The organism is Klebsiella sp. RHBSTW-00484 (assembly GCF_013705725.1).
Classification (GTDB): Bacteria; Pseudomonadota; Gammaproteobacteria; order Enterobacterales; family Enterobacteriaceae; genus Klebsiella.
In genome coordinates this window covers 4,522,994-4,545,735 of sequence record NZ_CP055481.1, presented here as the reverse complement: position 1 = coordinate 4,545,735, position 22,742 = coordinate 4,522,994, and the positions used below count along the sequence as shown (strand labels likewise).

The 22,742-nt window shown below is 45.6% G+C and carries 25 protein-coding genes and 5 pseudogenes; 12 read left to right on the top strand and 18 right to left on the bottom strand.

Annotated features, from left to right (window positions below):
• Positions 1 to 344: 344 nt before the first annotated feature.
• Positions 345 to 1,148: pseudogene (locus tag HV213_RS21455) on the bottom strand (IS5 family transposase).
• 347 nt (positions 1,149 to 1,495) lie between these two features.
• A pseudogene (locus HV213_RS33320) lies at positions 1,496 to 1,663 on the bottom strand (integrase); the annotation flags it as partial.
• Positions 1,664 to 1,758: 95 nt separating this feature from the next.
• On the opposite strand from HV213_RS33320, the gene HV213_RS21450 reads away from it, so the two are divergent.
• Positions 1,759 to 2,322 carry a DUF6387 family protein gene (locus HV213_RS21450; RefSeq protein WP_021314398.1) on the top strand — a complete coding sequence of 188 codons (564 nt, stop codon included), beginning with the start codon at positions 1,759 to 1,761 and terminating at the stop codon, positions 2,320 to 2,322.
• On the opposite strand, the gene HV213_RS21445 is transcribed toward HV213_RS21450, so the two are convergent.
• Positions 2,319 to 3,163 (bottom strand): IS5 family transposase gene (locus tag HV213_RS21445; protein ID WP_115723444.1). Its coding sequence is split into 2 segments (ribosomal slippage): positions 2,319 to 2,821 and positions 2,821 to 3,163, totalling 846 coding nucleotides; the frame shifts between segments, so codons are not numbered across the junction. The two genes, HV213_RS21450 and HV213_RS21445, sit on opposite strands and share 4 nt — an antisense overlap.
• A 233-nt stretch (positions 3,164 to 3,396) precedes the next feature.
• Between HV213_RS21445 and HV213_RS21440 the strand changes: the two genes are divergently transcribed.
• A complete protein-coding gene (locus tag HV213_RS21440) occupies positions 3,397 to 3,627 on the top strand; it encodes a YgdI/YgdR family lipoprotein (protein WP_021314400.1) in 231 nt (76 codons plus the stop codon).
• Between the two features lie 287 nt (positions 3,628 to 3,914).
• Here the strand turns inward: HV213_RS21440 and HV213_RS21435 are convergent, their stop codons facing one another.
• The 3 genes and pseudogenes from HV213_RS21435 to HV213_RS21425 all read right to left on the bottom strand — a co-directional run bounded on the left by HV213_RS21435 (position 3,915) and on the right by HV213_RS21425 (position 5,696).
• A complete protein-coding gene (locus HV213_RS21435) occupies positions 3,915 to 4,157 on the bottom strand; it encodes a YfdY family protein (protein WP_021314401.1) in 243 nt (80 codons plus the stop codon).
• A 160-nt stretch (positions 4,158 to 4,317) separates the two neighbouring features.
• Positions 4,318 to 4,500, bottom strand: a pseudogene (locus HV213_RS21430) (IS3 family transposase); the annotation flags it as partial.
• A gap of 164 nt (positions 4,501 to 4,664) precedes the next feature.
• Complete coding sequence (locus HV213_RS21425; protein ID WP_031285562.1) at positions 4,665 to 5,696, bottom strand: IS630 family transposase; 1,032 nt, start codon at positions 5,694 to 5,696, stop codon at positions 4,665 to 4,667.
• Between the two features lie 244 nt (positions 5,697 to 5,940).
• Between HV213_RS21425 and HV213_RS21420 the strand changes: the two are divergent.
• Positions 5,941 to 6,635 (top strand): annotated as a pseudogene (locus tag HV213_RS21420) (IS5 family transposase); the annotation flags it as partial.
• Between the two features lie 166 nt (positions 6,636 to 6,801).
• Here the strand turns inward: HV213_RS21420 and HV213_RS21415 are convergent.
• The 4 genes and pseudogenes from HV213_RS21415 to HV213_RS21405 form a co-directional block, all read right to left on the bottom strand.
• Positions 6,802 to 7,218 (bottom strand): site-specific integrase, encoded by a 417-nt coding sequence (locus tag HV213_RS21415; protein ID WP_228288562.1) that lies wholly within the window; start codon positions 7,216 to 7,218, stop codon positions 6,802 to 6,804.
• Between the two features lie 294 nt (positions 7,219 to 7,512).
• Positions 7,513 to 7,635 (bottom strand): annotated as a pseudogene (locus HV213_RS33315) (transposase); the annotation flags it as partial.
• A gap of 260 nt (positions 7,636 to 7,895) precedes the next feature.
• Positions 7,896 to 8,102 carry a helix-turn-helix transcriptional regulator gene (locus tag HV213_RS21410; protein ID WP_080491308.1) on the bottom strand — a complete coding sequence of 69 codons (207 nt, stop codon included), beginning with the start codon at positions 8,100 to 8,102 and terminating at the stop codon, positions 7,896 to 7,898.
• Positions 8,103 to 8,405: 303 nt separating this feature from the next.
• Positions 8,406 to 8,615 (bottom strand): helix-turn-helix transcriptional regulator, encoded by a 210-nt coding sequence (locus HV213_RS21405; RefSeq protein ID WP_080491305.1) that lies wholly within the window; start codon positions 8,613 to 8,615, stop codon positions 8,406 to 8,408.
• Positions 8,616 to 8,739: 124 nt separating this feature from the next.
• Here HV213_RS21405 and HV213_RS21400 point away from each other — a divergent pair, with 124 nt between their 5' ends.
• Entirely contained in the window at positions 8,740 to 9,462 is a 723-nt protein-coding gene (locus HV213_RS21400) for a hypothetical protein (protein ID WP_080491304.1), read from the top strand.
• Positions 9,463 to 9,806: 344 nt separating this feature from the next.
• On the opposite strand, the gene HV213_RS21395 is transcribed toward HV213_RS21400, so the two are convergent.
• From HV213_RS21395 to HV213_RS21380, 4 genes are all read right to left on the bottom strand, one after another.
• Positions 9,807 to 10,883: a DUF3987 domain-containing protein gene (locus HV213_RS21395; protein WP_181483225.1), complete on the bottom strand. Its 1,077-nt coding sequence runs from the start codon at positions 10,881 to 10,883 to the stop codon at positions 9,807 to 9,809.
• 15 nt (positions 10,884 to 10,898) lie between these two features.
• Positions 10,899 to 12,019 (bottom strand): IS3-like element ISSen4 family transposase gene (locus HV213_RS21390; protein ID WP_085950818.1). Its coding sequence is split into 2 segments (ribosomal slippage): positions 10,899 to 11,761 and positions 11,761 to 12,019, totalling 1,122 coding nucleotides; the frame shifts between segments, so codons are not numbered across the junction.
• Between the two features lie 68 nt (positions 12,020 to 12,087).
• Positions 12,088 to 12,477: a DUF3987 domain-containing protein gene (locus HV213_RS21385; protein WP_181483224.1), complete on the bottom strand. Its 390-nt coding sequence runs from the start codon at positions 12,475 to 12,477 to the stop codon at positions 12,088 to 12,090.
• A gap of 235 nt (positions 12,478 to 12,712) precedes the next feature.
• Complete coding sequence (locus HV213_RS21380; RefSeq protein ID WP_072032909.1) at positions 12,713 to 13,345, bottom strand: inovirus Gp2 family protein; 633 nt, start codon at positions 13,343 to 13,345, stop codon at positions 12,713 to 12,715.
• Positions 13,346 to 13,882: 537 nt separating this feature from the next.
• Between HV213_RS21380 and HV213_RS21375 the strand changes: the two genes are divergently transcribed.
• The 8 genes from HV213_RS21375 to HV213_RS21340 all read left to right on the top strand — a co-directional run bounded on the left by HV213_RS21375 (position 13,883) and on the right by HV213_RS21340 (position 17,972).
• Positions 13,883 to 14,707 (top strand): DUF932 domain-containing protein, encoded by an 825-nt coding sequence (locus HV213_RS21375; RefSeq protein WP_044349280.1) that lies wholly within the window; start codon positions 13,883 to 13,885, stop codon positions 14,705 to 14,707.
• A 23-nt stretch (positions 14,708 to 14,730) separates the two neighbouring features.
• On the top strand, positions 14,731 to 14,961 hold the full coding sequence (locus tag HV213_RS21370) for a DUF905 domain-containing protein (protein ID WP_087776359.1): 231 nt from the start codon (positions 14,731 to 14,733) through the stop codon (positions 14,959 to 14,961).
• Between the two features lie 79 nt (positions 14,962 to 15,040).
• Positions 15,041 to 15,484, top strand: a complete 444-nt coding sequence (locus tag HV213_RS21365; protein ID WP_065805885.1) for an antirestriction protein — start codon at positions 15,041 to 15,043, stop codon at positions 15,482 to 15,484.
• An 11-nt stretch (positions 15,485 to 15,495) separates the two neighbouring features.
• Positions 15,496 to 15,975 carry a RadC family protein gene (gene radC, locus HV213_RS21360; protein ID WP_065805886.1) on the top strand — a complete coding sequence of 160 codons (480 nt, stop codon included), beginning with the start codon at positions 15,496 to 15,498 and terminating at the stop codon, positions 15,973 to 15,975.
• Positions 15,976 to 15,988: 13 nt separating this feature from the next.
• A complete protein-coding gene (locus HV213_RS21355) occupies positions 15,989 to 16,210 on the top strand; it encodes a DUF987 domain-containing protein (protein WP_065805887.1) in 222 nt (73 codons plus the stop codon).
• Between the two features lie 24 nt (positions 16,211 to 16,234).
• Positions 16,235 to 16,594 (top strand): type IV toxin-antitoxin system YeeU family antitoxin, encoded by a 360-nt coding sequence (locus HV213_RS21350; RefSeq protein ID WP_065805888.1) that lies wholly within the window; start codon positions 16,235 to 16,237, stop codon positions 16,592 to 16,594.
• Positions 16,595 to 16,650: 56 nt separating this feature from the next.
• A complete protein-coding gene (locus tag HV213_RS21345; RefSeq protein ID WP_065805889.1) occupies positions 16,651 to 17,040 on the top strand; it encodes a TA system toxin CbtA family protein in 390 nt (129 codons plus the stop codon).
• Positions 17,041 to 17,126: 86 nt separating this feature from the next.
• Entirely contained in the window at positions 17,127 to 17,972 is an 846-nt protein-coding gene (locus HV213_RS21340; protein WP_065805890.1) for a DUF4942 domain-containing protein, read from the top strand.
• A gap of 314 nt (positions 17,973 to 18,286) precedes the next feature.
• Here HV213_RS21340 and HV213_RS21335 read toward each other — a convergent pair whose 3' ends face one another.
• The 4 genes from HV213_RS21335 to HV213_RS21320 form a co-directional block, all read right to left on the bottom strand.
• Positions 18,287 to 19,270: an ornithine cyclodeaminase family protein gene (locus HV213_RS21335; protein ID WP_181483223.1), complete on the bottom strand. Its 984-nt coding sequence runs from the start codon at positions 19,268 to 19,270 to the stop codon at positions 18,287 to 18,289.
• Between the two features lie 157 nt (positions 19,271 to 19,427).
• The gene (gene hcr / locus HV213_RS21330; RefSeq protein WP_181483222.1) at positions 19,428 to 20,420 is read right to left on the bottom strand and encodes an NADH oxidoreductase; all 993 of its coding nucleotides are present in this window, start codon (positions 20,418 to 20,420) and stop codon (positions 19,428 to 19,430) included.
• A gap of 503 nt (positions 20,421 to 20,923) precedes the next feature.
• Positions 20,924 to 21,715: an IclR family transcriptional regulator gene (locus HV213_RS21325; RefSeq protein WP_181483221.1), complete on the bottom strand. Its 792-nt coding sequence runs from the start codon at positions 21,713 to 21,715 to the stop codon at positions 20,924 to 20,926.
• Between the two features lie 258 nt (positions 21,716 to 21,973).
• Positions 21,974 to 22,741, bottom strand: coding sequence for a thiamine pyrophosphate-dependent enzyme (locus HV213_RS21320; RefSeq protein ID WP_181483220.1), 768 nt, complete (start codon positions 22,739 to 22,741; stop codon positions 21,974 to 21,976).
• Position 22,742 lies beyond the last annotated feature (1 nt).

Here is a 22,742-nt window from a genome sequence, read left to right as displayed (position 1 = left end):
CTCCTCCGCATAGCGAAGTATCGTCTCTCCAGGAAAGGAAGGTATGGGGGATAAGGCCAACCGGCGCATGACGCCTTCAGCGCTGCTAACCGGTCAGAAAGAGGTGCGATTAATGTGGTCATCATCAGCAATCCTCGCCTTAAATGAAACACGCATATTTATTGCTACTGTCAATGCAATACTAACACCCGCAACAAATATGTCCATATACAAAACATGGACTTGTCGTAGAGTTAACATAAAAAAACAGCTGAGGCACGGTGAGGCAATATTACCCATGATGCTTATTGGGTTTAATGCTCCGGGCCTTGCTCATACAATCTTCATCGTTTTTCATTAAGAGCCTATCCCAGTCGGATTTTATTCCAGACAATGACGCCGCAGGAAAAATATAGCATCGCTTCATAATTTTCGATTTTCTGTTCCCTGCGCGTCAGGACGCGGCGGTAGCAATTCATCCAGCAGTGTGTTCTCTCCACACCCCAGCGATGAGCCTTAAAATCTGTGTTTTTAATGGTTTCTGCTCCCTCTTTCCGTGACCGGATATGAGGTTCATAGCACCGGATTTTCAGATACGCCTCCAGCTATCCGGCTTCATACCCCTTATCCATGCAAAGGCGGAGTCTTCTGCCGGGTCTGCCCGCCTGAAGAGCGTCGAGGGTATCTGCAACCAGCTTTATGTCGTGGGTATTTGCACCGGCGACAGCCAGTGCAAGCGGAAGCCCGTTCGCGTCAGTCATCAGGCTGCGTTTTACTCCCTGTTTACCGCGGTCTGTGGGGTTGCGGCCTGTTTTTTTGAACCAGCCAGTGGTGATTTGGTCATACATCCATCGAGCGACAGCCACGACCAGTCAATAGCATCCAGATGTTCACAGGCAAGCAGGCCGTTCTGCCAGAAGCGTTCAAATACTCCGGCATCCCGCCATTCCTGAAAGCGCCGGTGAGCGGAGTTGGACGAACAAATCCCTGTGGCATTCAGGGCATTCCACTGGCAATCTTTCTGAACATAAAGAAAATGGCATTCATGCCGCACGATTATCAACGCGCTTGCGATGCGTACACAGTGGGGGGTGAATTTTGCGTTCCAAGATGAGTCGGGCCATTTTCTCCCAGAGTTCATCGCTGATCTGCCACTTGTTGCCCGCCATACTTTGATCTCAGAAATTTCCATCATTTATTACCTGACAATCCCTTTTGGGATAGGCTCTTAGCATCATTAACACTTTGTTAACTTGAGCTGGTTTAAGTTAATTTAAATTTGATAAAAAGATAAGGGTGCATGGCCTGTATGGACGCTAACCCGGTAACGTCTTTTGACGAATAATGCAGCAGTATTTTTTATGTTTTTTAACACATTGATTTAAAATAGGAATAATATTTGTAAGGAAGTTTGAGTTACTTATGGGTTACTTCTTGTGGGATTAAAAAACGTACAGAATGAAGGAGAGATTTAAAGTAACACTCGAACAAAACAATGTCGAGTGTTAACGAGGCGTATACTTTCTCTGAAAAGCCTTGCTTGCCTGATATCTTTCGTGGCTATGGATTTCATGTTGTAGCGCTTACAGTTGAAGTAAGGCTTCATGTAGGACGGTATAACGATTCGCACCATGTAAACCCCGCAATGAGCGAGAAGCAGATATCTGTCGCGCTTGTAAGTCATGTAAACCCCTAATATTTTGTCGGGACAGTTGACCATTGGCTGAAATCCGGTTGTTGCATATAGTGATTACCTGTCTGTTGATCATGAGATCGTTGATGCCAAAGATAACCCAAAAACAAAAGGTAGAGTTGACCAGGTGGTTTAAACCTGGCAACTATCTGGCGCTGAAAGACCTGACCCTCCGGGAACTGTACTATGAGTTCGTTCTTCGGCGTGAAATGCACGAACGCTATCAGGAAGCGGCTGAGTCCCCGGATGCTGAGTGGCTGCTGCCAGATGTGAACAAGAGTCAGGAAAAGCTGATTTTTGGTGGTAACCCGATACTTATCAAAAATGTTGATTTCATTGAGTCAGAGGATTTGCTTGAGGATTTTCATGTAAAACCGCTTACAGTTAAGCGGGTAAATTTGTTGATACGCAATATCAAAAAAGTGGCGGGTGTGCAATCCGACAAGCACAATACCCTGGCACCAGAACAAACAGACATGCTTGAAATGTCGTTTACCCGATTTAACCTGGAAAGTTTAAAAAAAGGGGCTGAACAATCAGCCAACACAGGTCGTGAGATTAATCCTGCGCTTAAAAACATGTGGGAACGCCGGATAAAAAAGGCCAGGGAACAGATCTACCTGCAAATCGATTTAGGCTGTGTCCCTTAATTACGTAACCGTTGATAAAAGAGTCGGATGCAGCCCAGTTTCACCATTGCCAGATAATTTCTCGCCGTTTTGTCGTAACGAGTAGCGATGCGACGATATTCTTTCAGGCGGCCAAAGCACCGTTCAACGACGTTACGATTTCGGTACGCATCACGATCAAGCTTCGCACGTCCATCCGATGCCATTTTCTCATTTGATTTTCGGAGGATAACTGCCTTTATGCCGTTGTTTTTCAGCTCATTGCGTAATGCGTGTCCGGAGTACGCTTTGTCGGCCAGTACTGCATGACCACGGCGTTTCATGCTGCCGTTCTGACGCTGAACGCCAATACCGTCCAGAAGTCGTTGCGCGAACAGGCTTTCATGAGCCTGCCCGGGGCTTAACACGATATTTAACGGGAGACCGCTTCCGTCTGTTGCCAGATGGATTTTGGTGCCGAAACCGCCGCGAGAGCGACCCAGCCCATTATCTCCGTCGATATCAGGATGCTTTTTTGAGCACCAGCGGCACATTTCAGCGCCCGGATATTACTGCCATCCAGCGCGGTGGCAGACCAGTCAACAAAGCCGTTCGCATCAAGTAGTGAAAGTAACCTGTTGAAAATAATGTTAATCACGCCTGACTTTGACCACCGGTTAAAGCGGTTATAAACCGTTTTCCATGGCCCATATCGTTCGGGCAAATCACGCCATGGAGCACCGGAACACAACACCCAGAACATGCCATTAATAATTTTACGATGCTCAGCCCATGGGCGTCCGGCTGGTCGTGTAGCAGGTTCAGGAGGCAACAGGGGCTTGATGATGGTCCATGCTTCATCGGGAAGGTCGTAGCGAGCCATAGTTCAATATGTCGTGGAAACAGACAGTTACTATAGCTCAGATGATTAAGGGACACAGCCTAGTCTCAGCATATGCTAATCAATGGGGAGCAGGTCAAATAGTTTCCGTTGTTGATTAAGTCCGGACGGATTGAATGAGTTAGATCAATTTTTTTAAACTTAGGTCTTTTAAGGTCAGAAAACAAGCTACACTAAATATGCTGCACGATGACAGACTGATACAAGGAGTTTTTATGAAAAAAGTTATGCTGGCCATTTTTTTAGCTTCATTTACTATTTTCGCCATAACAGCCTGCTCTTCTAATCAGGCTATAAAGACTACCGATGGGCGTACTATCGTAACCAACGGAAAACCAAGTATTGATAACGATACAGGACTGGTTTCTTACAAGGATGCCCAGACAGGGAAAACCGAGCAGATAAATCGTGATCAGATTACTAACATGAGTGAGCTGGATAATTAAAGAAGGATTAGTTATGAATAAAAAATTCCAGTGAAATACCACATTAACTGAGGTTTCTGCTCAGGACCTGTAATTATAGGCTCCGGGCAGACAACCATCTAAACGGGGAAAACTGCTCCAGAAATGATTTATTCAATAACGCAAAAATGAACATTAAATCCTGCCGGGAGGAGTAAAGGGGATGCAAGCCGTAAAAATCAGGTGGAGCAGCACTTAACTCAATGAATCTTGAAATAATAAAGGAGACAAGCAGTGGCTGAATGCTTTACCAGGCTGCAGCACTCATTTTACCGCTTACCATATCCCACCATAAACCGGAAAATCAAACCACAGGCTGGTGACAGGAAAAGGAAAAAACCCGTGATCATTTCATTTCCATCAGTCAACCATAAGGTAGTATAATATATTAATATTGCCAGAATGACCATTCCAATAAAAGAGCTGACAGATGCGACAACCCCCATGACCTGCCAGACGTAGCCACTCACGGACAATATACTAATTGTAAGAAAAGTCCATAGATAGATCATCATGTCCTCCTTCTGTTTACTCTAAGATTATACCAGATTTCATATTGTTAACCTATTTGGTTTATTACAAAACTCACAGACTGAAAAGAAAATCCGTGATGAAAGAATACTTTTAAACACAGGGTGCTGATTTTTCGAATGTAACTCAGCGGATTGGCCCCTATATTTCCATAGATCTTTTATCACTTAACCCAGTACTGGTCCGACGCTGTATATATTCCCGTGGCGAACGATATCCCGGCGCACTGGGCGGATGCCATTCGTTATAGTGTTCGAAGGTTTCCGCAAGGTGCTTCACTGCCGTTAACCTGTCAGGTTTCGGCATGATACTGGTACAGGTTCGAAAGAAAAGCGGCGATCATCACATGATTCTCGCTCAATATCCGTAACCAGTAAGCACATATCCTGAATCACTTCAAAGTGTAATTCCCAGGGTGCAAATGATTATATCTCGCTCATAGCGGATCCAACAGCCATTCTGAGTCTAAATAAGTGATCCTAATATCGCTACACTTTTACCAGTCCGTGTTTGCCACCGGGAAATGGACTGACGGTTTCCATAAAGTGGCGTACTTTTTTCAACAGTTTCCACATTGACCGGCACTGATGATTCCGGGTGATGGTTTCGTGCAGCGCCTGCCATAGCCTTTCAATGTGATTAACCCACGGCGAGTAAACAGGTTGATAAATGACTCTGAACTTCGGGTTGCACTTCAGCCAACGCAGCGTTTCTCTGCTCTTGTGAATAATATAGTTATCAACGATTAACGTGATGGTTTTTGCCCGCCGGTAAGTCGCTTTCAGGTGTTTTAGTAGGGCGATGAACAGCACCGAACTTTTACTGCTGCCACCCACATAACTGACCCGGCCGCTACTGCTGTGGAGTGCTCCCGCTAGATAATATTTTTCGTTCTGCCCCGGTGTGGCAACGCGTTTCTGATGGCCCCGTCTCTGCCAGTCTGCACCGATTTTAGGATTGAGATGGATATCCACCTCATCTTCGTAAAACACCGGATGCTCTGCACTACATTCGTCCAGCGCTTTGTGGATTGCCGCCATTTTTTCATCTTTGTGCGGGTCGCGAATATGCAGTGTGGGCGCGGTTCTGCGCCACACCAGACCGGCGGCGGGTAACCAGCGACGCACCGTCGAAGCATGCAGGCAGCAGCCTGTTATCTCTCTGATTTTTATTGCCATCAGTTCCGTACTCCAACGGGAACGCTGATAACCAAAATCGCCCGGCGTGTGTTTTATCAGTTCACGTAATAATGTGCATATATGCTCAAATGGCCAGCGACGGGAACGTCCTGCGGGTAATGATTTCAGGCCTTCAACTCCCGACAGCGTGAACCAGTTAATCCAGCGGCCGACGGATGAACGGGCACAACAGAGTGTTCTGGCTACGTCACTGACACGATCGCCCCGGTGCAACATCAGCAGAGCAGTGAGTCTGCGCGCATGATTTTTGTCACGCGTTTTATGGATAGTTTTCTGCATCAGGCGTCGTTCAGCGCGGGGGATGGGTGCTATGATCGGCATCGCTCAGTCCGGTTGGTGGTTTGTTTCTTTTTGGCAATTGATCAGATCGCACAATCCGGGCTGAGTTCCCCTAAAGTGATCTACTATTTGGAACGCTTATTTAGGATGAGCGTCAGTAGGCGTTCATTGTCTTTATCGTGTCCGGAAACAGGGTTATGCAACGACGGCAGCAGTATCGAGAGTCACAGGAAGTAGCTGAAGACTCTCTGAAGAAGATAATAGCAGCTTTCCCTCGCGCCATTGCTGGCGCGATTTGCCTGAGCGATATGGCCCAAGGAAGACCTTTTATAACCGTTTTAACCGATGGTCTAAATCGGGAGCAATTAACATTATTTTCAACAGATTACTTTCTTCTCTTGATGCTCATGGTCTCGTTGACTGGTCCACGACTGCGCTGGATGGCAGTAATATCCGGGTACTCAGGTGCGCCGCCGGTGCAAAAATAAACATTCCGATATCGCCGGAGATAATGGGCTGGGTCGCTCTCGCGGTGGTTTTGGCACCAAAATCCATTTGGCGACAGACGGAAGTGGTCTGCCGTTAAATATCATACTGAGTCCCGGTCAGGCTCACGAAAGCCAGCTTGCACAACGTCTTCTGGACGGTATTGGTATACAACACCAGAACGGCAGCATGAAGCGTCATGGCCATGCAGTGCTGGCTGACAAAGCTTACTCCGAACATATATTACATCAAGAACTGAAAAGAAAGGGGATAAAAAACGGTCTCCCCCGAAAAACCAATAAAATAATGGCAGCAGATAGTCGTTCACAACTTAATCGAGATGCCTACCGCAATCGCAACGTTGTTGAGCGGTGTTTTGGGTGCCTGAAAGAATACCGCTGCATTGCCACACGTTACGTCAAAATGGCGAGGAATTATCTGGCGATGGTGAAACAGGGGTGTATCCGGCTGTTTTACAGAAGGTTATGTAATTAAGGGATACAGCCTCGTTTGATGTTCATTTTGCTCTCCCCGAGCGGTAAAAGAACATCTGAATTACGCTCTCATAAACTGCTGGGTGTCCTGGCACAAATTACCTTGCATGAGCATACTTAATCACTCCTTGCTCGGTATTTTTTGCATGCGCTATCGGGTGAGGCGATCAAACGACAACCTTACGAGCATTTTTACTACTGACAAGTTCACCAGTAGCTAACTTGCTAACCTTTCTTAAAGCAGCATTAAAAGCAATCACGGTAACTGGGCTGTCACGGTTTTTAACGCGGTTTGAATGGCTCTGAAACACAAAAACATCTTGAGGATACGTCTCTCTTCTACGTTCCAGTATCGCGCAAACAGGCGCGCTTAACTCAATCCGTTTTGCTTTTATTCTTCCTTTCACTCGCAGATAAGCAGAACCTCTTTCAATGTCTGTATAACGAAGATCAATCAATCTACCAACACTTTGACCAGTATAAAAAATTACCGCCCGTAAATCAGACCAGGTATCCGATACATGAACCAGATTGCTATTAATAGTTAAAAATTTCTTGAAACTTATTGCTTTCTTGCCTTTCACAACCAGACCATTCCCATAACCAAAACGCTTATTATCCTAAACATCGTACCTCTGCAAAACTACCTATGTTTTGGATGGCTAATGGTCGCCGTAAAGTATTTGTAAACCGTCTTTACCCCTAACTGAGAAGGATGGCAGTACCGTTGGCGAGTGCCGGTAACCTCCGCTGTCAGTTTGGTGTAGTGCCACTGACGGCAGCAACACTAGGGACAATTGCAGGTGACAACCCCGAACGCATGAAAAACGAACCTGCATTAGCATCATTCTGTGGCGTTGAAGGTGCCTCTTTATCTAGGCGTGAAAACTTTGGGTGGTGATACCGAGACGTATTGCAACGTCGGAAATAGAATGACCGCTATTAACAACCTGTCTGACTGCTTCAACTTTAAACTATTCTGGATAACGCTTAATACTCACAGGTATTTATATTTGAGCCATCTTGAATGACACCTCAGATGTATGTTAAACCTATTGTGATTAAGTGTTGGGCTGCTTAGTGGGCATCAAAGGAATTTAGTGAGATTCTCCTATTATCCGATAACAAAATGGGCAGGGCTTAGCCCCACAATACTGACGTTTGCATTGGTTACAGATACAACGGGACCGTTTGTTTGCGGTAGTATCTTGAGTGGAGTGAGTCCGTCGGTTAGTGTAGTCAATACGTTTTGCATGCATGGTTAGTTTCCTCTTGATTTTTCCATACGCTGTTTTAACCACGACTTTACTTCGCTTTCAGTCCAGCGAGAGCTGCTGCCCAATTTAATCGGCTTCGGGAATTCACCGTCCTTGATGAGTTTATAAAACCATTTGTCTGTTAATCCAGTGTAAGCAGTAATAAAGGTCATATTAACGAGGCGATCTTTTGTGAGGTCTGTATCTGACATGTGATTATTATTTTTATGATTAAATACTGATGCATGTTCTTTCATTATTAACTCTCTTTCGGTAAATATACAATATCTGGATTTGTTTGAAGCTTAGACTGATTTTTTTCTAAACTTTACCTTTAAAATATAACTGTGCGAAGAAAAATAATATTCGGATATTATAAATCTCATCATTCATGATGGATTATGAATTAACAGTTATTTTTGTATCTAGCCTTAATCTACCCATATGCTGACGTGAGTTGCTCTGACAACAGCAATAAAAATTGAATAGATTGTGTAAGCATTACATCTACAATATCAGATTGATATCGGGCGATTATTTAGCCAGTCGTCCAGTTCTGACTCCAGCCAGCCCACTGATTTAGTGCCCAGCCGACGCTGGATTGGAAAAGTTGGATCATATCGCGGTGATTTTGGATTCAGCCAGTCGTATATGGTGGATCTTTTGATCCCGGCTTTCTCGACTACTTCAGGTAACCTTAAAATCTTCATATCTTGTGTAGACATGGTTCATTGCTCTTGATTGCTTTAGATTGGTTCTTATATTAATGCGAGGGTTAGTATCGAAAAAGCTGTCTTCATAAAGTATTTTTTTAGCTTTACTACTTCACATTCACTTTTTGGTAACTAAATGAAAAATAACGACTTTGATATCCTTTTTGAAGAGGTTTTAAATGAGTTTGAGAAAGCGGTAGTGAAAGTGAAAACTTCCACTCACTTTGAGCCGTGTTCTGGCGAAGAGATGGTGCGTAAGCTCGAGAAAGATGCCCATACTGCCATTACTGATTACCAAAAATGCAGGATTCAGCCTTACAAACATGCTTACAGGGAACGTACTGTTGAAGAGTACATAAGCAGTATGAAGTCTCAAGCTATGTGGACGGGTACACCCAGCAAGCTTCTGGAATGCGCTTTTGCATCGCATAAATGGGGAATATCTCGGTACAGACAGGGCCGCAAAGCTGAAGGCCGTAAATATGTTTTGATGGCACTAAATTTGATAAACATGTGGAATGGAGCCTGCTGGGCTCTGGAAATGGTAGAATTTAAAGAAGAGTCTAATAAGTTAAAACGAGAAGCAGCAAGCCTCGGTGGTAAAAGAAAGTCGCAGAACTACAGGCCAGTCAAGGATGAAGTCATTAGGCTATTAAAGAAAAATAAGCCTGAAGACGGGTGGAAAAGTAAAGCTGCTGCTATTAATTCTTTAGAGGAAGAGATTTCTAAGTTTATTGAACTTGATTTCCATAAAAATAGTAATTGGACATCATGGGATAAATTATATAGGACCATTAGCGACTGGTCTAGAAATGACATCGAATTGAAGAATGCTTTCGCTGATGTTGTAAAGAGATAACTGATGAAAATAAGCGAATGAAAATGATTTTCAGAGTGTTAGATGTGGAGCCTGTCCGTAATTCTGTGTAACTGCCATCGTATTAAAGGTGATTGCTCGGGCGGTCACCGAACTCGATAATAAAACGACTCATTGTCAGCTGTCATTTGAGGCCTATTATTCAATGATGAAAATAAATGAGTTGAAAGGAGGGGGTTGAGAAAATAGAACATATAAATATCAACACCTCAATGCTGGGGAGTCACTAAGAGTCAAATGTTTATAACTGGTGATGTTTTTTATATGAGTGAATTACTGCTATTGTCTGCTACCAGTAGCAGACAATAGCAGCCCTTTATCTGTGGTTATCGATTGATAACGATTGTTTCGCCCATAGTTCCATTGTTGTTTCTCAATTTCTGAATACCCACTTTTCCTTCTTGTTCAAGGAATTCTAAAGCGGCGTTGAGTTTGATTTTATTTCTCAATTTATAAGGTCCTTTTCTTCTTATTTCCATTTTGTTTATATGGGTGGTATAACTATAGTAGTTATCTTTGCGAGAGACCAGCCAGGCATAGAGTAAATCAGCATTCTGATCCACTGTTTCACTACGTAAACCACCCGAAGTTAGTAAGTAAGAATAATAAAAAATCACAATCTTTGAGGCGTTTACAACATTCTTTGAGGAAATAACTCCTGAATTGTCACCGTCGAAATATTCAAATAAGGCAGCCACTCTTATAAGGTTTTCTGAGAATTTAGAAAACATGCCTTCAAAAAGAGGGGATTTGTCTTTGTGTTGAATTATAGCGTCTTCAGCCTTTTTCTGGTACTCGGATAAAGCAGTCTGAGCTTGTTCTGAGAGTGTATAGTAATCATGTGTAACAGTACCACTGTTACACATTTCTTCAAAACTGGATAGCGCCTCTTCGATTTTTTCATGAAATAATCTCAGGCTATCTCCTCCTGCATTTTGTACTGTCTTCGTGTCCCTGCGCCCTTGCATAGAGGTGACTCCGGTAATCATGAATCGAGAGAAAAAACCGGAACCCACTGCATAATCCCCTTGTTTTTTAACATATTTTTCGAATTCATCTGTCTGGATCATTAGTAAGATGGTGAACATGCAATCATCTACAGTGAAACTGCCTGTTTTGCGTTCTACATCGAATGAAGAGCCATCCCATAACTGGTTTAAAAAACCTAAATTACTCTTAGCTCTTCCCTTAAAGAATACCCCTGCTTCATCTGACATCAGGCTCGCAGAAGGTATATTGTTGTATAATCCCGACTGTAAAGCCTCAGGGGTAGTATCGTTGTAAATCATCTTAGGCAGAACAGGACTTTTCGGTTTTATTCTGTAATGGAGCTTCAGCCGCTCATTTTCACTTTCAATGCTGACACCTTTCTCCGTTTTCTTGCGGATATGACCTGCCCCCACGATTAGATACAACACTCAGTTAGTAACGTCGGAATCTTCATTCTCAGAATGACCCTTTCTCCAGCCCGCTGCAAATTCAGACGGTGTCTGATAATTCAGCGTGGAGTGCGGGCGGCATTCGTTATAATCCTGCCGCCAGTCATTAATAATTTTCCTGGCATGAACGATATCGCTGAACCAGTGCTCATTCAAACATTCATCGCGAAATCGTCCGTTAAAGCTCTCAATAAATCCGTTCTGCGTTGGCTTGCCCGGCTGGATTAAGCGCAACTCAACACCATGCTCAAAGGCCCATTGATCCAGTGCACGGCAAGTGAACTCCGGCCCCTGGTCAGTTCTTATCGTCGCCGGATAGCCTCGAAACAGTGCAATGCTGTCCAGAATACGCGTGACCTGAACGCCTGAAATCCCAAAGGCAACAGTGACCGTCAGGCATTCCTTTGTGAAATCATCGACGCAGGTAAGACACTTGATCCTGCGACCGGTGGAAAGTGCGTCCATGACGAAATCCATCGACCAGGTCAGATTGGGCGCCGCCGGACGGAGCAGCGGCAGACGTTCTGTTGCCAGCCCTTTACGACGTCTTCTGCGTTTTACGCCCAGGCCACTGAGGTGATAAAGCCGGTACACGCGCTTATGATTAACATGAAGCCCTTCACGGCGCAGCAACTGCCAAATACGACGGTAGCCAAAACGCCTGCGCTCCAGTGCCAGCTCAGTGATGCGCCCTGATAAATGCGCATCAGCAGCCGGACGGTGAGCCTCATAGCGGCAGGTCGACAGGGATAAACCTGTAAGCCTGCAGGCACGACGTTGCGACAGACCGGTCGCATCACACATCAACATCACGGCTTCCCGCTTCTGGTCTGTCGTCAGTACTTTCGCCCAAGAGCCACCTGAAGCGCCTCTTTATCCAGCATGGCTTCGGCAAGCAGCTTCTTGAGTCTGGTGTTCTCTTCCTCAAGCGACTTCAGGCGCTTAACTTCAGGCACCTCCATACCGCCATACTTCTTACGCCAGGTGTAAAACGTGGCATCGGAAATGGCATGCTTGCGGCAGAGTTCACGGGCGGGTACCCCAGCTTCGGCTTCGCGGAGAATACTGATGATCTGTTCGTCGGAAAAACGCTTCTTCATGGGGATGTCCTCATGTGGCTTATGAAGACATTACTAACATCGGGGTGTACTAATCAACGGGGAGCAGGTCAGATACTCTTCAATATGGATTGTTCCTGTACCTTCCATGATTGAAGTTCTGCATTGTAATCAACTATTAGCATTTCATGTTTCTTTCGGCAGGCTTTCTCAAATGCAAAGACAGGTTGACCTACCACGTTATATACAGCAGTTTTCCGCTCTCCTGAGTCTGCAATCACGGTAAGATATAAGGAGAGGGGCCTGACTCGCCCGTCAGGATAACGAATTTTTTTTAACCCCTGCAACGCAAGTGATGCAATACCCAATATAGCGGTACCCACAAGTTCCGGAGGAGCCTGAACATCCCTTACTACAGATTCAATTGCATTCCGCATTATTTGAGGGAAGTATTCTACTGGGTAAGTAGCCTTTTTGTCTTTTACAACTCCAACACTCATATTCGACCTCTCATATGTTAATTTTTACTGGCAGGTACACTGCAGGACCAAGAATATGATACCCATCTGCTATTTGGAATACTCCGGCAGACCATTGGACTAAATTGGTTTTATTTGGATTGATATTATTTTTAGTCAGGATTGCTTTGCTACCTGATACTGTACAGATATGAGTCATGAACAGCTCTGTTCTGGTCTGTTTTACCCATGGGGAAATAGATAATTTGTGATGCCATTATTTAAAGCTACATCCAAAATTACGTTCACCATCTGTAAAGCATTTGCTTTTCTTTTTTGCAAAGTAACTTGTCCGGTAAATCAGTGAGCCATATGACTCACTTTTCTTGCCATCCTTTGCATTCAGGTAATAACAAGGATTGCTGGGTGTGTGGACTAACTCTTTATCGGGGGGATAAATGAAACTGACAGCACTCATCCATGACTCACGTATAAGGCGGAGGAGTGTACCTTTTTTACTATCGTACGCTCCCAGTGTATTGAAAGTGTCCCCGTTGAGTAAAAGTAATACGTGATAATGTTTTTTATGTGAATCAGGTGCAAACTCTCTGGCCCAGACAACGCGTAATGATGTCTTACGAACTCGCTTTCCCTCTTTCTCCCGCTTGTTAAGATAATGTGAAATTTTTGCTTTCAGAGAATCCGTAAAGCGGGATATTACTGATGAATCTGTCCTTGCGAAATTAGCCTCATCAGGCATGTCATTTAATGGCTTGAGAGCAGGAGTATGTAAATCTATTCTTACAGCCAATACTCTTGGGTGTTCACTCAATGCTTTATCAATAGTTTGTTCTATTTTCTTTAAATGGTATTGATTCAATTTTCCGTGAGAGGTGATATATTCGTACATACTATTTGTTTCCTTTTTTATATTTCGAAAGTGTTAGTCGTAGTAGAGCTGATTATTTAATTAAATCACTTTCTCTACGCTTGTATTGTTCATATGCATTATACATACGGTATATGTTTACTTGCCGAGTTATATGCATGAGCGTTGTTTTATTAGTGATGAAATGTTTGTTGGTTTCAATGTATTGAATTACATGTGTTCTCATGTTTATTAATCTACAGATGTTAATTTAAATGCATTGATATGTATCAGTAATCTATATACACATCTATATACATACATAGACAAACGCCACTGTTCTTTAGTCAGGGGTTGAAATTGCAATAAAGGAAGGAATTAACGATATTCATGATTTTTATACCTTTTTAGCCATCAAATTGCTCTGGACTTATCACATATAATGTTTGGGCTTTTTATTAAGTTATGGATGAGTTTGAACCTATATTACTTTGGCGAAAATCCGTTATCCCTCGAAGGATATATCTATTCTTGAAGGTTAAGCGGTTTGGTACAAACAGATAAATTAAGGAGCTCATCATGAAACTAGCCAGTCGTTTTGGACGGGTAAATCAGGTACGGCGCGACCGCCCGTTAACCCGTGAAGAATTGATGCATTACGTCCCCAGTGTTTTTAGTGAGAATAAACACGAATCCCGCAGTGACCGATATACCTGGATACCGACCATCACTATTCTTGATAATCTGCAGCGGGAAGGTTTTGAGCCTTTTTTTGCCTGCCAGACCCGCGTACGTGACCAGAGCAGACGGGAGCACACCAAACACATGTTGCGCCTGCGTCGTGCCGGACAACTCACCGGCCAGCAGGTTCCCGAAATTATCCTCCTCAATTCACACGATGGCTCATCCAGCTATCAGATGTTGCCGGGACTGTTTCGTGGCGTCTGTACCAACGGACTGGTCTGCGGGCAGTCATTCGGCGAAGTACGGGTGCCGCATAAAGGGGATGTGGTGGAGAAAGTTATTGAAGGGGCTTACGAGGTACTGGGGATATTTGACCGGGTTGAGGAGAAACGTGATGCCATGCAGTCGGCTCTGTTACCACCACCAGCGCAGCAGGCGATGGCGAGGGCTGCTCTCCACTATCGTTTTGGTGAAGACCACCAGCCCGTCACTACCGCTCAGATACTGACGCCACGACGTTACGAAGACCGCAGTGACGACCTCTGGACGGTGTACCAGCGGGTGCAGGAGAACCTGATGAAGGGAGGACTGGCGGGACGCACTGCACAAGGACGAAGCAACCGTACCCGTGCTGTGAACGGTATCGACGGCGATGTGAAACTTAATCGTGCGCTGTGGGTGATGGCAGAGAATATGCTCGAACTGCTGGGACAGGAATGACTTCGACGAGGAGAGACATACCCGTGAACACCGAAACTCACCCACACCTTCCCTCCGGCCCGTTTACGCGTGAGCAGGCCTCAGGCATCGCAGCGCAATATGACAACGTCGCCATTGAAGACGACCAGGGAACGCATTTTCGTCTGGTTATTCGTTGCGAAGGTGTGATGGTCTGGCGGGCATGGAACTTTGAACCTGAAGCCGGAGTGATGCTGAATCGCTACATCGCACGTTATGGCATCCGCAGGTCCTGACCAACCTTACCAGACTTCAGTCTCAGCCTTTCCCGCCAGCCCTGACCGGCTGGCTTTTTTATTTCCGGAGTCATTAATCATGAACAACGCATTAACGGATAACACCATTCCGACAGACACTCTTTGTGCCATACCTGTTAAAGATGAACAGCGCCTTCGTTTCTGGCCTCAGCATTTTGGTCGTATCCCGCAGTGGATAACCCTCGAACCCCGCATCTTTGCCTGGATGGACCGGTTGTGTGCGGATTACAGCGGTGGCGTCTGGGCTTTTTACACTCTCAGCAACGGTGGTGCTTTCATGGCTCCGGAAGAGAGTGACGGTCCCTGGTCGCTGTTCAATATCCTGAATGGTAACGGCGCTGAAATGAGTGCTGAAGCTGCGGGTATTGCGGCCTGTCTGATGGCTTACAGCCACCATGCCTGCCGCACGGAGTGCGATGCCATGACAGAGCATTATTACCGTCTGCGCGACTATGCGCTGAACCACCCTGAGTGCAACGCCATTATGCACATCATCGACTGAGGTCCTGCACCATGGAAAAACAGTTACCGTTGTTTGCATATGAACTGACAGCCTCCGCACAACAGACCATCCGCGAGGCGTTGACTCTTCTGGAGCGCCAGTTACGCGAGCCCGGCGCATCGTTTACGTCCAGCAGTTCAGTACGTGACTGGTTACGGCTTCAACTGACCATGGAGGAAAGAGAGACATTTGTTCTGCTGCTGCTGGACAACCAGCACCGCATGATTACGCACGAAACGCTGTTCAAAGGCACCATCAGCCATACCGAAGTCCATCCACGGGAAGTGGTGAAAGCCTCCCTGAAATACAATGCGGCAGCGGTGATTGTCGCGCACTGCCATCCCTCAGGCCATGCCGAACCCAGTCAGGCTGACAGACGGGTGACAGAGCGTCTGAAGAATGCTCTGGACCTTGTGGGGGTGCGTCTCCTGGACCACCTCGTTATCGGCGGAATGGATATCGTCTCGTTTGCCGAACGGGGCTGGTTATAAGGGAGGAGTATTAATGAAAATTATCAGTAAACGTCAGGCAATGGCGATATACCGACAGCATTCGCAGTCCAGGCTGTTTCGCTTCTGTACCGGCAAATATAAATGGTCCGGCAGCATCTGCCACTATGCCGGTCGCGAGGTGGAAGATATCAGCGGTGTACTGGCCGTATTCGCAGAGCGCCGCCAGGACCGCAACGGCCCGTATGTCGTATTACGCAGCGTAAGCCTGAATTAATTCACGATTAAGGAGAGCGACATTTTGTCGAAGAACACCACGATAGCAACGCATGATATCAGCGAACCCTGGTGGGGGCTCAGGCGAAGTGTCTCCCCGTGTTTTGGGGCCCGTCTGGTCCAGGAGGGAAACCGCCTGCATTACCTGGCTGACCGGGCGAATGTTAGCGGACAGTTCTGTGATGCGGATTTACGCCATCTTGACCAGGCTTTCCCGATATTGCTCAAACAGCTGGAGTTAATGCTCACCAGCGGTGAACTGAATCCCCGTCATCAGCACTGCGTCACGCTGTATGCAAAAGGTCTGACCTGCGAGGCCGATACGCTCGGTTCGCACGGCTATGTTTATATCGCGATTTATCCCACTCCTGTCGCCACGGCATAACACCGTAATACTTCGCACTTCAGCGCACATATCTTCCCACTAAAGAGATAACGCTTATGCAAACCAAATCATCCCCCCTCATGCGGGCGGCATCGTCACGTCCGTCTCCGGTGAGTGTCTGGCAGACCCTGCTGACCAGCCTGCTGGCACAACACTATGGCCTCACGCTTAGCGATACGCCGTTCAGTGATGAACAGGTCATTCAGCAACATATTGATGCCGGTATCTCGCTGGTTGATGCCCTGAATTTTATCGTTGAGAAGTATGAACTGGTCCGCACTGACCGCCCAGGCTTCAGCATCCTGACGCAGTCTCCGTTTATCACACCCATAGATATCCTCCGGGCCAGGAAAGCAACGGGGCTGATGAACCGTGACACGTATAAAGAGGTGACGGCTATTACCAGAGGGCAACATCCGCAGGTCAGCGCTCCAGGCAAGCGATGAGCTGGACGAAACAAACCGCGTCCCGCAAGCACATAAACACCAGCCCTGACCGGCTGGTATTTTTCTGACTATAAAGGAGAGAAATAATGTCCGGAAATAATATTAATGAACCCGAAGTATTAACCGGGCACACCGGTGTGATTTGTTCCACCAGCATTGAACGTATTGTCACTGGCCGTAATGCTGCGCTGACACGGATTGAGGCGCTAATTCGTCAGCTTGATGACGTTTCCCAACTTACTTTCGGGATTGGTGGCGACGTAGCTAATCATTGGGCGATGCGGCAGGGCCATTCTTTCGACTGCTGGTTGGTGCAACCTGTAGATAAAGCGATGCCAGTCATCACCCGCAATATCGACTGCAGCATCTGGCGCGATCTGATGTTGAAGTCAGGGATGCTGACATTGATGGATGCTGAGGCGCGTAGCCAGTGGGCTAAAAACCTCGAAGAGGGCGATCTCCCGGCAATCAGCGAAGCGAATATCCTGAGTACCTTTGAGCAACTTCATCTCAACAAACAGGAGGTCTTCGAGCGTGGCATCATCAATGTGTTCAGGGGATTAAGCTGGGATTACAAAACCAATAACCCCTGTTACTTCGGCAAGAAGATTATCGTTAACAATCTGGTGAAGTACGATAAATGGCGCTATAGCCTGAGCTGGGGCTGGCGGCGTGACCAGTTAGCCGATCTGGAGCGCATGTTGTTCCTGCTGGATGGTAAAACCATTCCCGATAACCGGCACGATGTGACTATCCGACTGATGGATTTCATTCGCGATAATCCACTACTGCAGGTATTCGGAGATGATCTCTTCACTATTCGCCTTTTCCAAAAGGGTAGTGGTCATATCTCGTTTAAGCGTATGGATCTGGTAGATAAGATGAACAACATCGTAGCGAAGCACTATCCGGGGATGCTGGCAGCACAGTGATTTACAGTTATAATCATCAGATTCGAAATCGTTTGTTTTTTCAGCGAAATACGATTGGGGGCCTAATTGGGGGCTCCTGAGTTTTTCGAACAGAAAAATATCCAGTTATAGCAAGGGTTGCAAGGCTTATATTCGAATCCTGTAGGGACCATTAAAAATCAATAAGTTATCAAATCCCTCCAATCGCTGATTTCCTACAAGTCTGACAACGGAACTCTTCAGTGCCTGTTCAATTGTTAGACAATGCCCGTCCGTTACTCAGATGATGCAAGTAAGTGAGGTGCTTACATTTGGGCTGAACTCGATCCATACCATTACTGTTCGCAGAGGGGCTGAGCGCTTCCATGATAGTAATCGTAAACGGCGATGGAGAGCGCAATATCAAGCACCCCGGAGCCGACACTTTCATAGAGGGTAATTTGCTGATTATTATCACGACCTGAGATTTTGTTAGTCAGGATATCGCCAATTGAACCATCGATTTTATCTTCTGTTATTAATCCCTTTTCAAAAGGGATGATGATATCTCCAGCTGCTTCCCATAATCCTTCTACGTGTTCAGTAATAATTTTGTCCGACCTGACGACTGTTTCCTCATCAATTTCTTGCATGAAAGAGGTAAAGGAACCAATTGCGTTAATATGCGTACCCGGTTTAACGTTTGACCCAGAGAATACGGGGGTCAGGGACGTCGTGCAGGTACACAGAATATCGGAGGATGATACGCAATCGTCGGCTGTTCGTGCCTCAATAATACGATAAGGCTTGTTTTGTACTTTTTTAATATGCTCAATGAATGACTTAACTCTTTCTGATGCAATATCAAAAATATATAGCTCTTTGATTTCTCGGACCTCCTGGATGGCAAGAACCTGTGAGAATGCCTGCAATCCAGAGCCAATAATTCCCAAACGGCAGGCATCTTTTCTGGCCAGAACATCGGTTGCAATAGCTGCGCTACCTGCGGTTTTTATTGCAGTAAGATAGTTCGCATCAATTAAGGCCAGTAGATCTCCAGTCTCAGCTGAGTACAGGCTAACTTTTGACATAACGCTTGGCATGCCCTTAAAAATATTGCCAGGGAATACCGACGAGAATTTAGAACCAAAGTAGGGGGCGTTGGTGAAATTGGCGATCAGCCACTGGCCTACGTTTTCCTGCCCTCGTACGGGCATAAAAACCCGATTCCCGGCATAAATCTCACCTTTTACACAATCCTCATAGGCTTTTTTTAACACCGGGAGAGTCATCTTAATTGTCACGACTTCCTGGACTTGTTTTTCATTGATTAACAGCATTTTTCTTCCTGGGTTTCAATACGATGACGCAGGGAATGCAGGTGTCGAATAGTTTTAAAATAGCTGATTAGCCTTTTTCCCTATGCCATAAAATTTACGCATGCCTGAACAGTAGAATTATTGCCCAATAAGGGCAGCGACTCTCCCGCGAAATAATTCAGGCTACGACGACATCCCCTTCAAGGCGGCACGCACAGGCTAAAACATAACCTTGTTCAATTTCGTCCGCACTCAGCGTTGTTGTACTACTGACGCTGTGTTTGCCCTGTATTACACGGGTTTTACAGCTACCACAGAAGCCTGCGTTGCAAATGGCCATGACCGGTACGTTGTTTCCCTTTAATGCCTCCAGCAACGTTACTCCTGCTGGTACGTGAAACTCTTGTGCCAGATGAGCGACGGTGACGTTTAACAGCTTCTCGCCTGTACTAGGAGTTGCCAGTGCTGGAACATGAAATTGCTCTTGTTCGTATTGTGTGGCACCTAGCGCAGCAGTATCAGCGGCGACCTGGTCCATGTAAGGGACTGGGCCACAAACCATGACCCGACGTTGGTCAAGATCGGGGACTAATTCGGCAAGCTTTTCCTGCGTTACGCGGCCAGACAAAATATCTCCCTCCGCGCCTTGTTCAGCAAAAATCGTGAGCTTTAACCAGCGTTGAAGATCCCGCCACTCCTCATTAAAAATAATATCGTCAGGGGAACGTACGCTGTAAATAACCTGTACGTTTGTTTGCGGGCGATTAGCCTCCAGCCATCTGCACATTGAAATAATTGGGGTGACGCCACACCCAGCCGCCATAAACAAATAACGTTTGTCCTTGTGATGGGCGCAGGTGAAATCTCCCTGAGCTTGCGATAACCAAATGTTATCCCCTGCTTTGACTTGCTCGGTGAGCCAACGAGAACCTAACCCATCAGGTAAACGTCGTACAGTTAAGGCAATATAAGGGCTAATTCCCGGGGTGGAGGAAATTGTATAAGCTCGTAAGGTTTCGCTGTTATTTATACTGACTAATGCAAATTGTCCTGGTTCATACTCATAGCCTTCATGGCAGCTCAGAAATAAGGTCCATACATCAGCCGTTTCCTGATCGATGTGGTGGACTTGCATACGATAAGTACAGAGTGCATGTGGTGCTGATAACATAGCGCTTCCTTAGACAATAGTCATAAATTTGTATAACCATCTGATAATCTTGCTCTTATCAAGGTTATGTTGTTATGCATACATGATATGACTCAAGAATGGCGGATCTGGTGGAGCATATTCGCCAATGAAAATCATATCATATTCCGTATTGTGTTACGACGTCCCGAATTAATGATAGTATATTTCTAATATTTCAGAGGTGTCAACACTTGAAATATACAGTGTTGAGCTTGATCGCTATTTATTTGTTCAGGATTGTATACATAAATGATTTTTTGATTTTAATCATGCTTTTATTGATTTCTCCGGTGGAGAAAGCTTTTGGAAATGTATTCAGTTGTAGATTAGTAATTAGGTATTCTGCATCTCATTAGAGAAGCGATTATCTGAAGTATTTAAAGTACACCTGGAGGGATGGGCTAGCGTAGCGATATTCGAAATGCAATAAGGGAGGGCAATCAAAATAGATGATTGCCGATAATAAAGGGAGGCTGTTATTTTCACATAAACAGTTTTGATAAAACAGCCGTTGAGGCTCCAAGACGTTGTGATATTCGACCAACGGTCGTGAGAAGCTGTTGCTCAATATTCGCCGCAGTTGTTTTATCAAGACGAACAACGGGTATCGAAATGCTGAGCGTTGCAACTACAGTATCTTCATAATTAAAGACCGGTGCTGCGATACAACGGACGCCCTGGAAAACCTCTTCATAATCGTGAGCGATGCCGACTTTACGAATTTTCTCAATTTCTTTGAGCAGAGATTCACGCTCAGGGATGGGGATGTTTTTATTATCGATTAGCTGAAGCGTTTTATTGACTTCATTCTCATCACTGAACGCAAGAAACACGCGCCCGGAAGCTGACTGAATAAGGGAGAAAGAGCTACCGATAATGGAATCCTGGCGAAGCGTTTGGGTGGTGACCTGTTTGTCGATAATCAGCATCTCTGTACCAGAAACGACGCAGAGGTTTACCGTTTCATCAATTGCCGCCAACAGATCTTTGCAGAATGGACGCGCGATATCCACCAGTTGAGAGTGATTAATCACCCTACTGCTGATCGAAAATAATTTAAACGAAAGAGAGTACTCCCCCCGCTGTTTTTCTTGTACGACGTATCCGTTATCGGCAAGCGTCAGCAGCATTCGGTGTACCGTTGTTTTCGGCATGCCGACTGCACGGCATAACTCTGAAAGTTCCCATGATTTTCTTGTCGAAAGCATTTCGATTAGCGTACAGACTTTCGTTATAGAACCAATTTCGTAATATTTTTTATCTTCTTCTGACATGACCTGGGTATCCTTCAAAATCATGGTGTCGACAAGCAATCAAGATACGCTTCCCTCATTAGCCTTTCCCTATTTTATTGCATTTAGAGGGGTAAATAAACTGAAAAGCCCTTTTGATGGAAATTGTTAGTGCTTGTACTTCAGTATGTTAGCAATTGATTATGAATGAATTCAGCGTCGTTTTCACGACGCTGAAGCGGAACAACACGTTAGCGCATTATGCGACTTTCTCCAAAATGAGCTATGTGCGTTTAATGCTTATGCAACAGGTATTTTTTGTTGTTCGAGGCAATTTTTAAAGACCTGCGGAGTAAAGCACTCCAGAGCATTCTTTGCTGACCATGCATAGGCGTCCGTGGCCGTCATTTTTAACCCTGTGGGACACGGAACGATGACTTCAACGAAGGAGAACCCTAATCCTTTGATTTGACATTCAAAAGCATTGCGTATGCTTTGTTCTGCTTTCATTATCCCCTGAAAATCAGCAACGGTTTCCCTTGCCAGATACGCTACGCCTTTCATTGCGCGCATCATTTCCGGCACCAGTAGCGGATTACCGTGAATTGACGGATCGCGTCCTTTTGGTGTGGTTGTGGTGATTTGTCCTGGAAGGGTTGCTGGGGACATCTGCCCCCCGGTCATCCCATAAAGTGAGTTATTCACCATGATGCAGGTGATAGGAACCCCCCGGTTTGCGGCATGTAAAAGTTCGGCAAGTCCAATACTGCTCATATCACCATCGCCTTGATAGGTGTAAACAATATTATCAGGCATAGCCATTTGATAACCGATGGCGACGGCAGGGGCTCTGCCATGCATGGCTTCAATTGCATCGATATCCAGATAATGATGAGAGAAACCACCGCAGCCTATCCCGGCAACAGCTATTGTTTTCTCTCTGATTCCGAAGTGTTCGATGGTTTCTGCTACCAGGCGGGTCACAATGCCATGCCCGCAGCCGGGACAAAAACTGAAGTTTTCGTCAAACTTGAGGGTCTGGCCATAAATGTCTTTTAGTGACTGCATT

What these genes read in the sequence shown, in the direction of transcription:
- HV213_RS21450 (WP_021314398.1), top strand. Translation starts at nt 1,759, where the DNA reads ATGCCAAAGATAACCCAAAAACAAAAGGTAGAGTTGACCAGGTGGTTT.
- HV213_RS21440 (WP_021314400.1), top strand. Translation starts at nt 3,397, where the DNA reads ATGAAAAAAGTTATGCTGGCCATTTTTTTAGCTTCATTTACTATTTTC.
- HV213_RS21435 (WP_021314401.1), bottom strand. Translation starts at nt 4,157, where the DNA reads ATGATCTATCTATGGACTTTTCTTACAATTAGTATATTGTCCGTGAGT.
- HV213_RS21425 (WP_031285562.1), bottom strand. Translation starts at nt 5,696, where the DNA reads ATGCCGATCATAGCACCCATCCCCCGCGCTGAACGACGCCTGATGCAG.
- HV213_RS21410 (WP_080491308.1), bottom strand. Translation starts at nt 8,102, where the DNA reads ATGTCAGATACAGACCTCACAAAAGATCGCCTCGTTAATATGACCTTT.
- HV213_RS21405 (WP_080491305.1), bottom strand. Translation starts at nt 8,615, where the DNA reads ATGTCTACACAAGATATGAAGATTTTAAGGTTACCTGAAGTAGTCGAG.
- HV213_RS21400 (WP_080491304.1), top strand. Translation starts at nt 8,740, where the DNA reads ATGAAAAATAACGACTTTGATATCCTTTTTGAAGAGGTTTTAAATGAG.
- HV213_RS21385 (WP_181483224.1), bottom strand. Translation starts at nt 12,477, where the DNA reads ATGAGTGTTGGAGTTGTAAAAGACAAAAAGGCTACTTACCCAGTAGAA.
- HV213_RS21380 (WP_072032909.1), bottom strand. Translation starts at nt 13,345, where the DNA reads ATGTACGAATATATCACCTCTCACGGAAAATTGAATCAATACCATTTA.
- HV213_RS21375 (WP_044349280.1), top strand. Translation starts at nt 13,883, where the DNA reads ATGAAACTAGCCAGTCGTTTTGGACGGGTAAATCAGGTACGGCGCGAC.
- HV213_RS21365 (WP_065805885.1), top strand. Translation starts at nt 15,041, where the DNA reads ATGAACAACGCATTAACGGATAACACCATTCCGACAGACACTCTTTGT.
- radC (WP_065805886.1), top strand. Translation starts at nt 15,496, where the DNA reads ATGGAAAAACAGTTACCGTTGTTTGCATATGAACTGACAGCCTCCGCA.
- HV213_RS21355 (WP_065805887.1), top strand. Translation starts at nt 15,989, where the DNA reads ATGAAAATTATCAGTAAACGTCAGGCAATGGCGATATACCGACAGCAT.
- HV213_RS21345 (WP_065805889.1), top strand. Translation starts at nt 16,651, where the DNA reads ATGCAAACCAAATCATCCCCCCTCATGCGGGCGGCATCGTCACGTCCG.
- HV213_RS21340 (WP_065805890.1), top strand. Translation starts at nt 17,127, where the DNA reads ATGTCCGGAAATAATATTAATGAACCCGAAGTATTAACCGGGCACACC.
- HV213_RS21335 (WP_181483223.1), bottom strand. Translation starts at nt 19,270, where the DNA reads ATGCTGTTAATCAATGAAAAACAAGTCCAGGAAGTCGTGACAATTAAG.
- hcr (WP_181483222.1), bottom strand. Translation starts at nt 20,420, where the DNA reads ATGTTATCAGCACCACATGCACTCTGTACTTATCGTATGCAAGTCCAC.
- HV213_RS21325 (WP_181483221.1), bottom strand. Translation starts at nt 21,715, where the DNA reads ATGTCAGAAGAAGATAAAAAATATTACGAAATTGGTTCTATAACGAAA.
- HV213_RS21320 (WP_181483220.1), bottom strand. Translation starts at nt 22,741, where the DNA reads ATGCAGTCACTAAAAGACATTTATGGCCAGACCCTCAAGTTTGACGAA.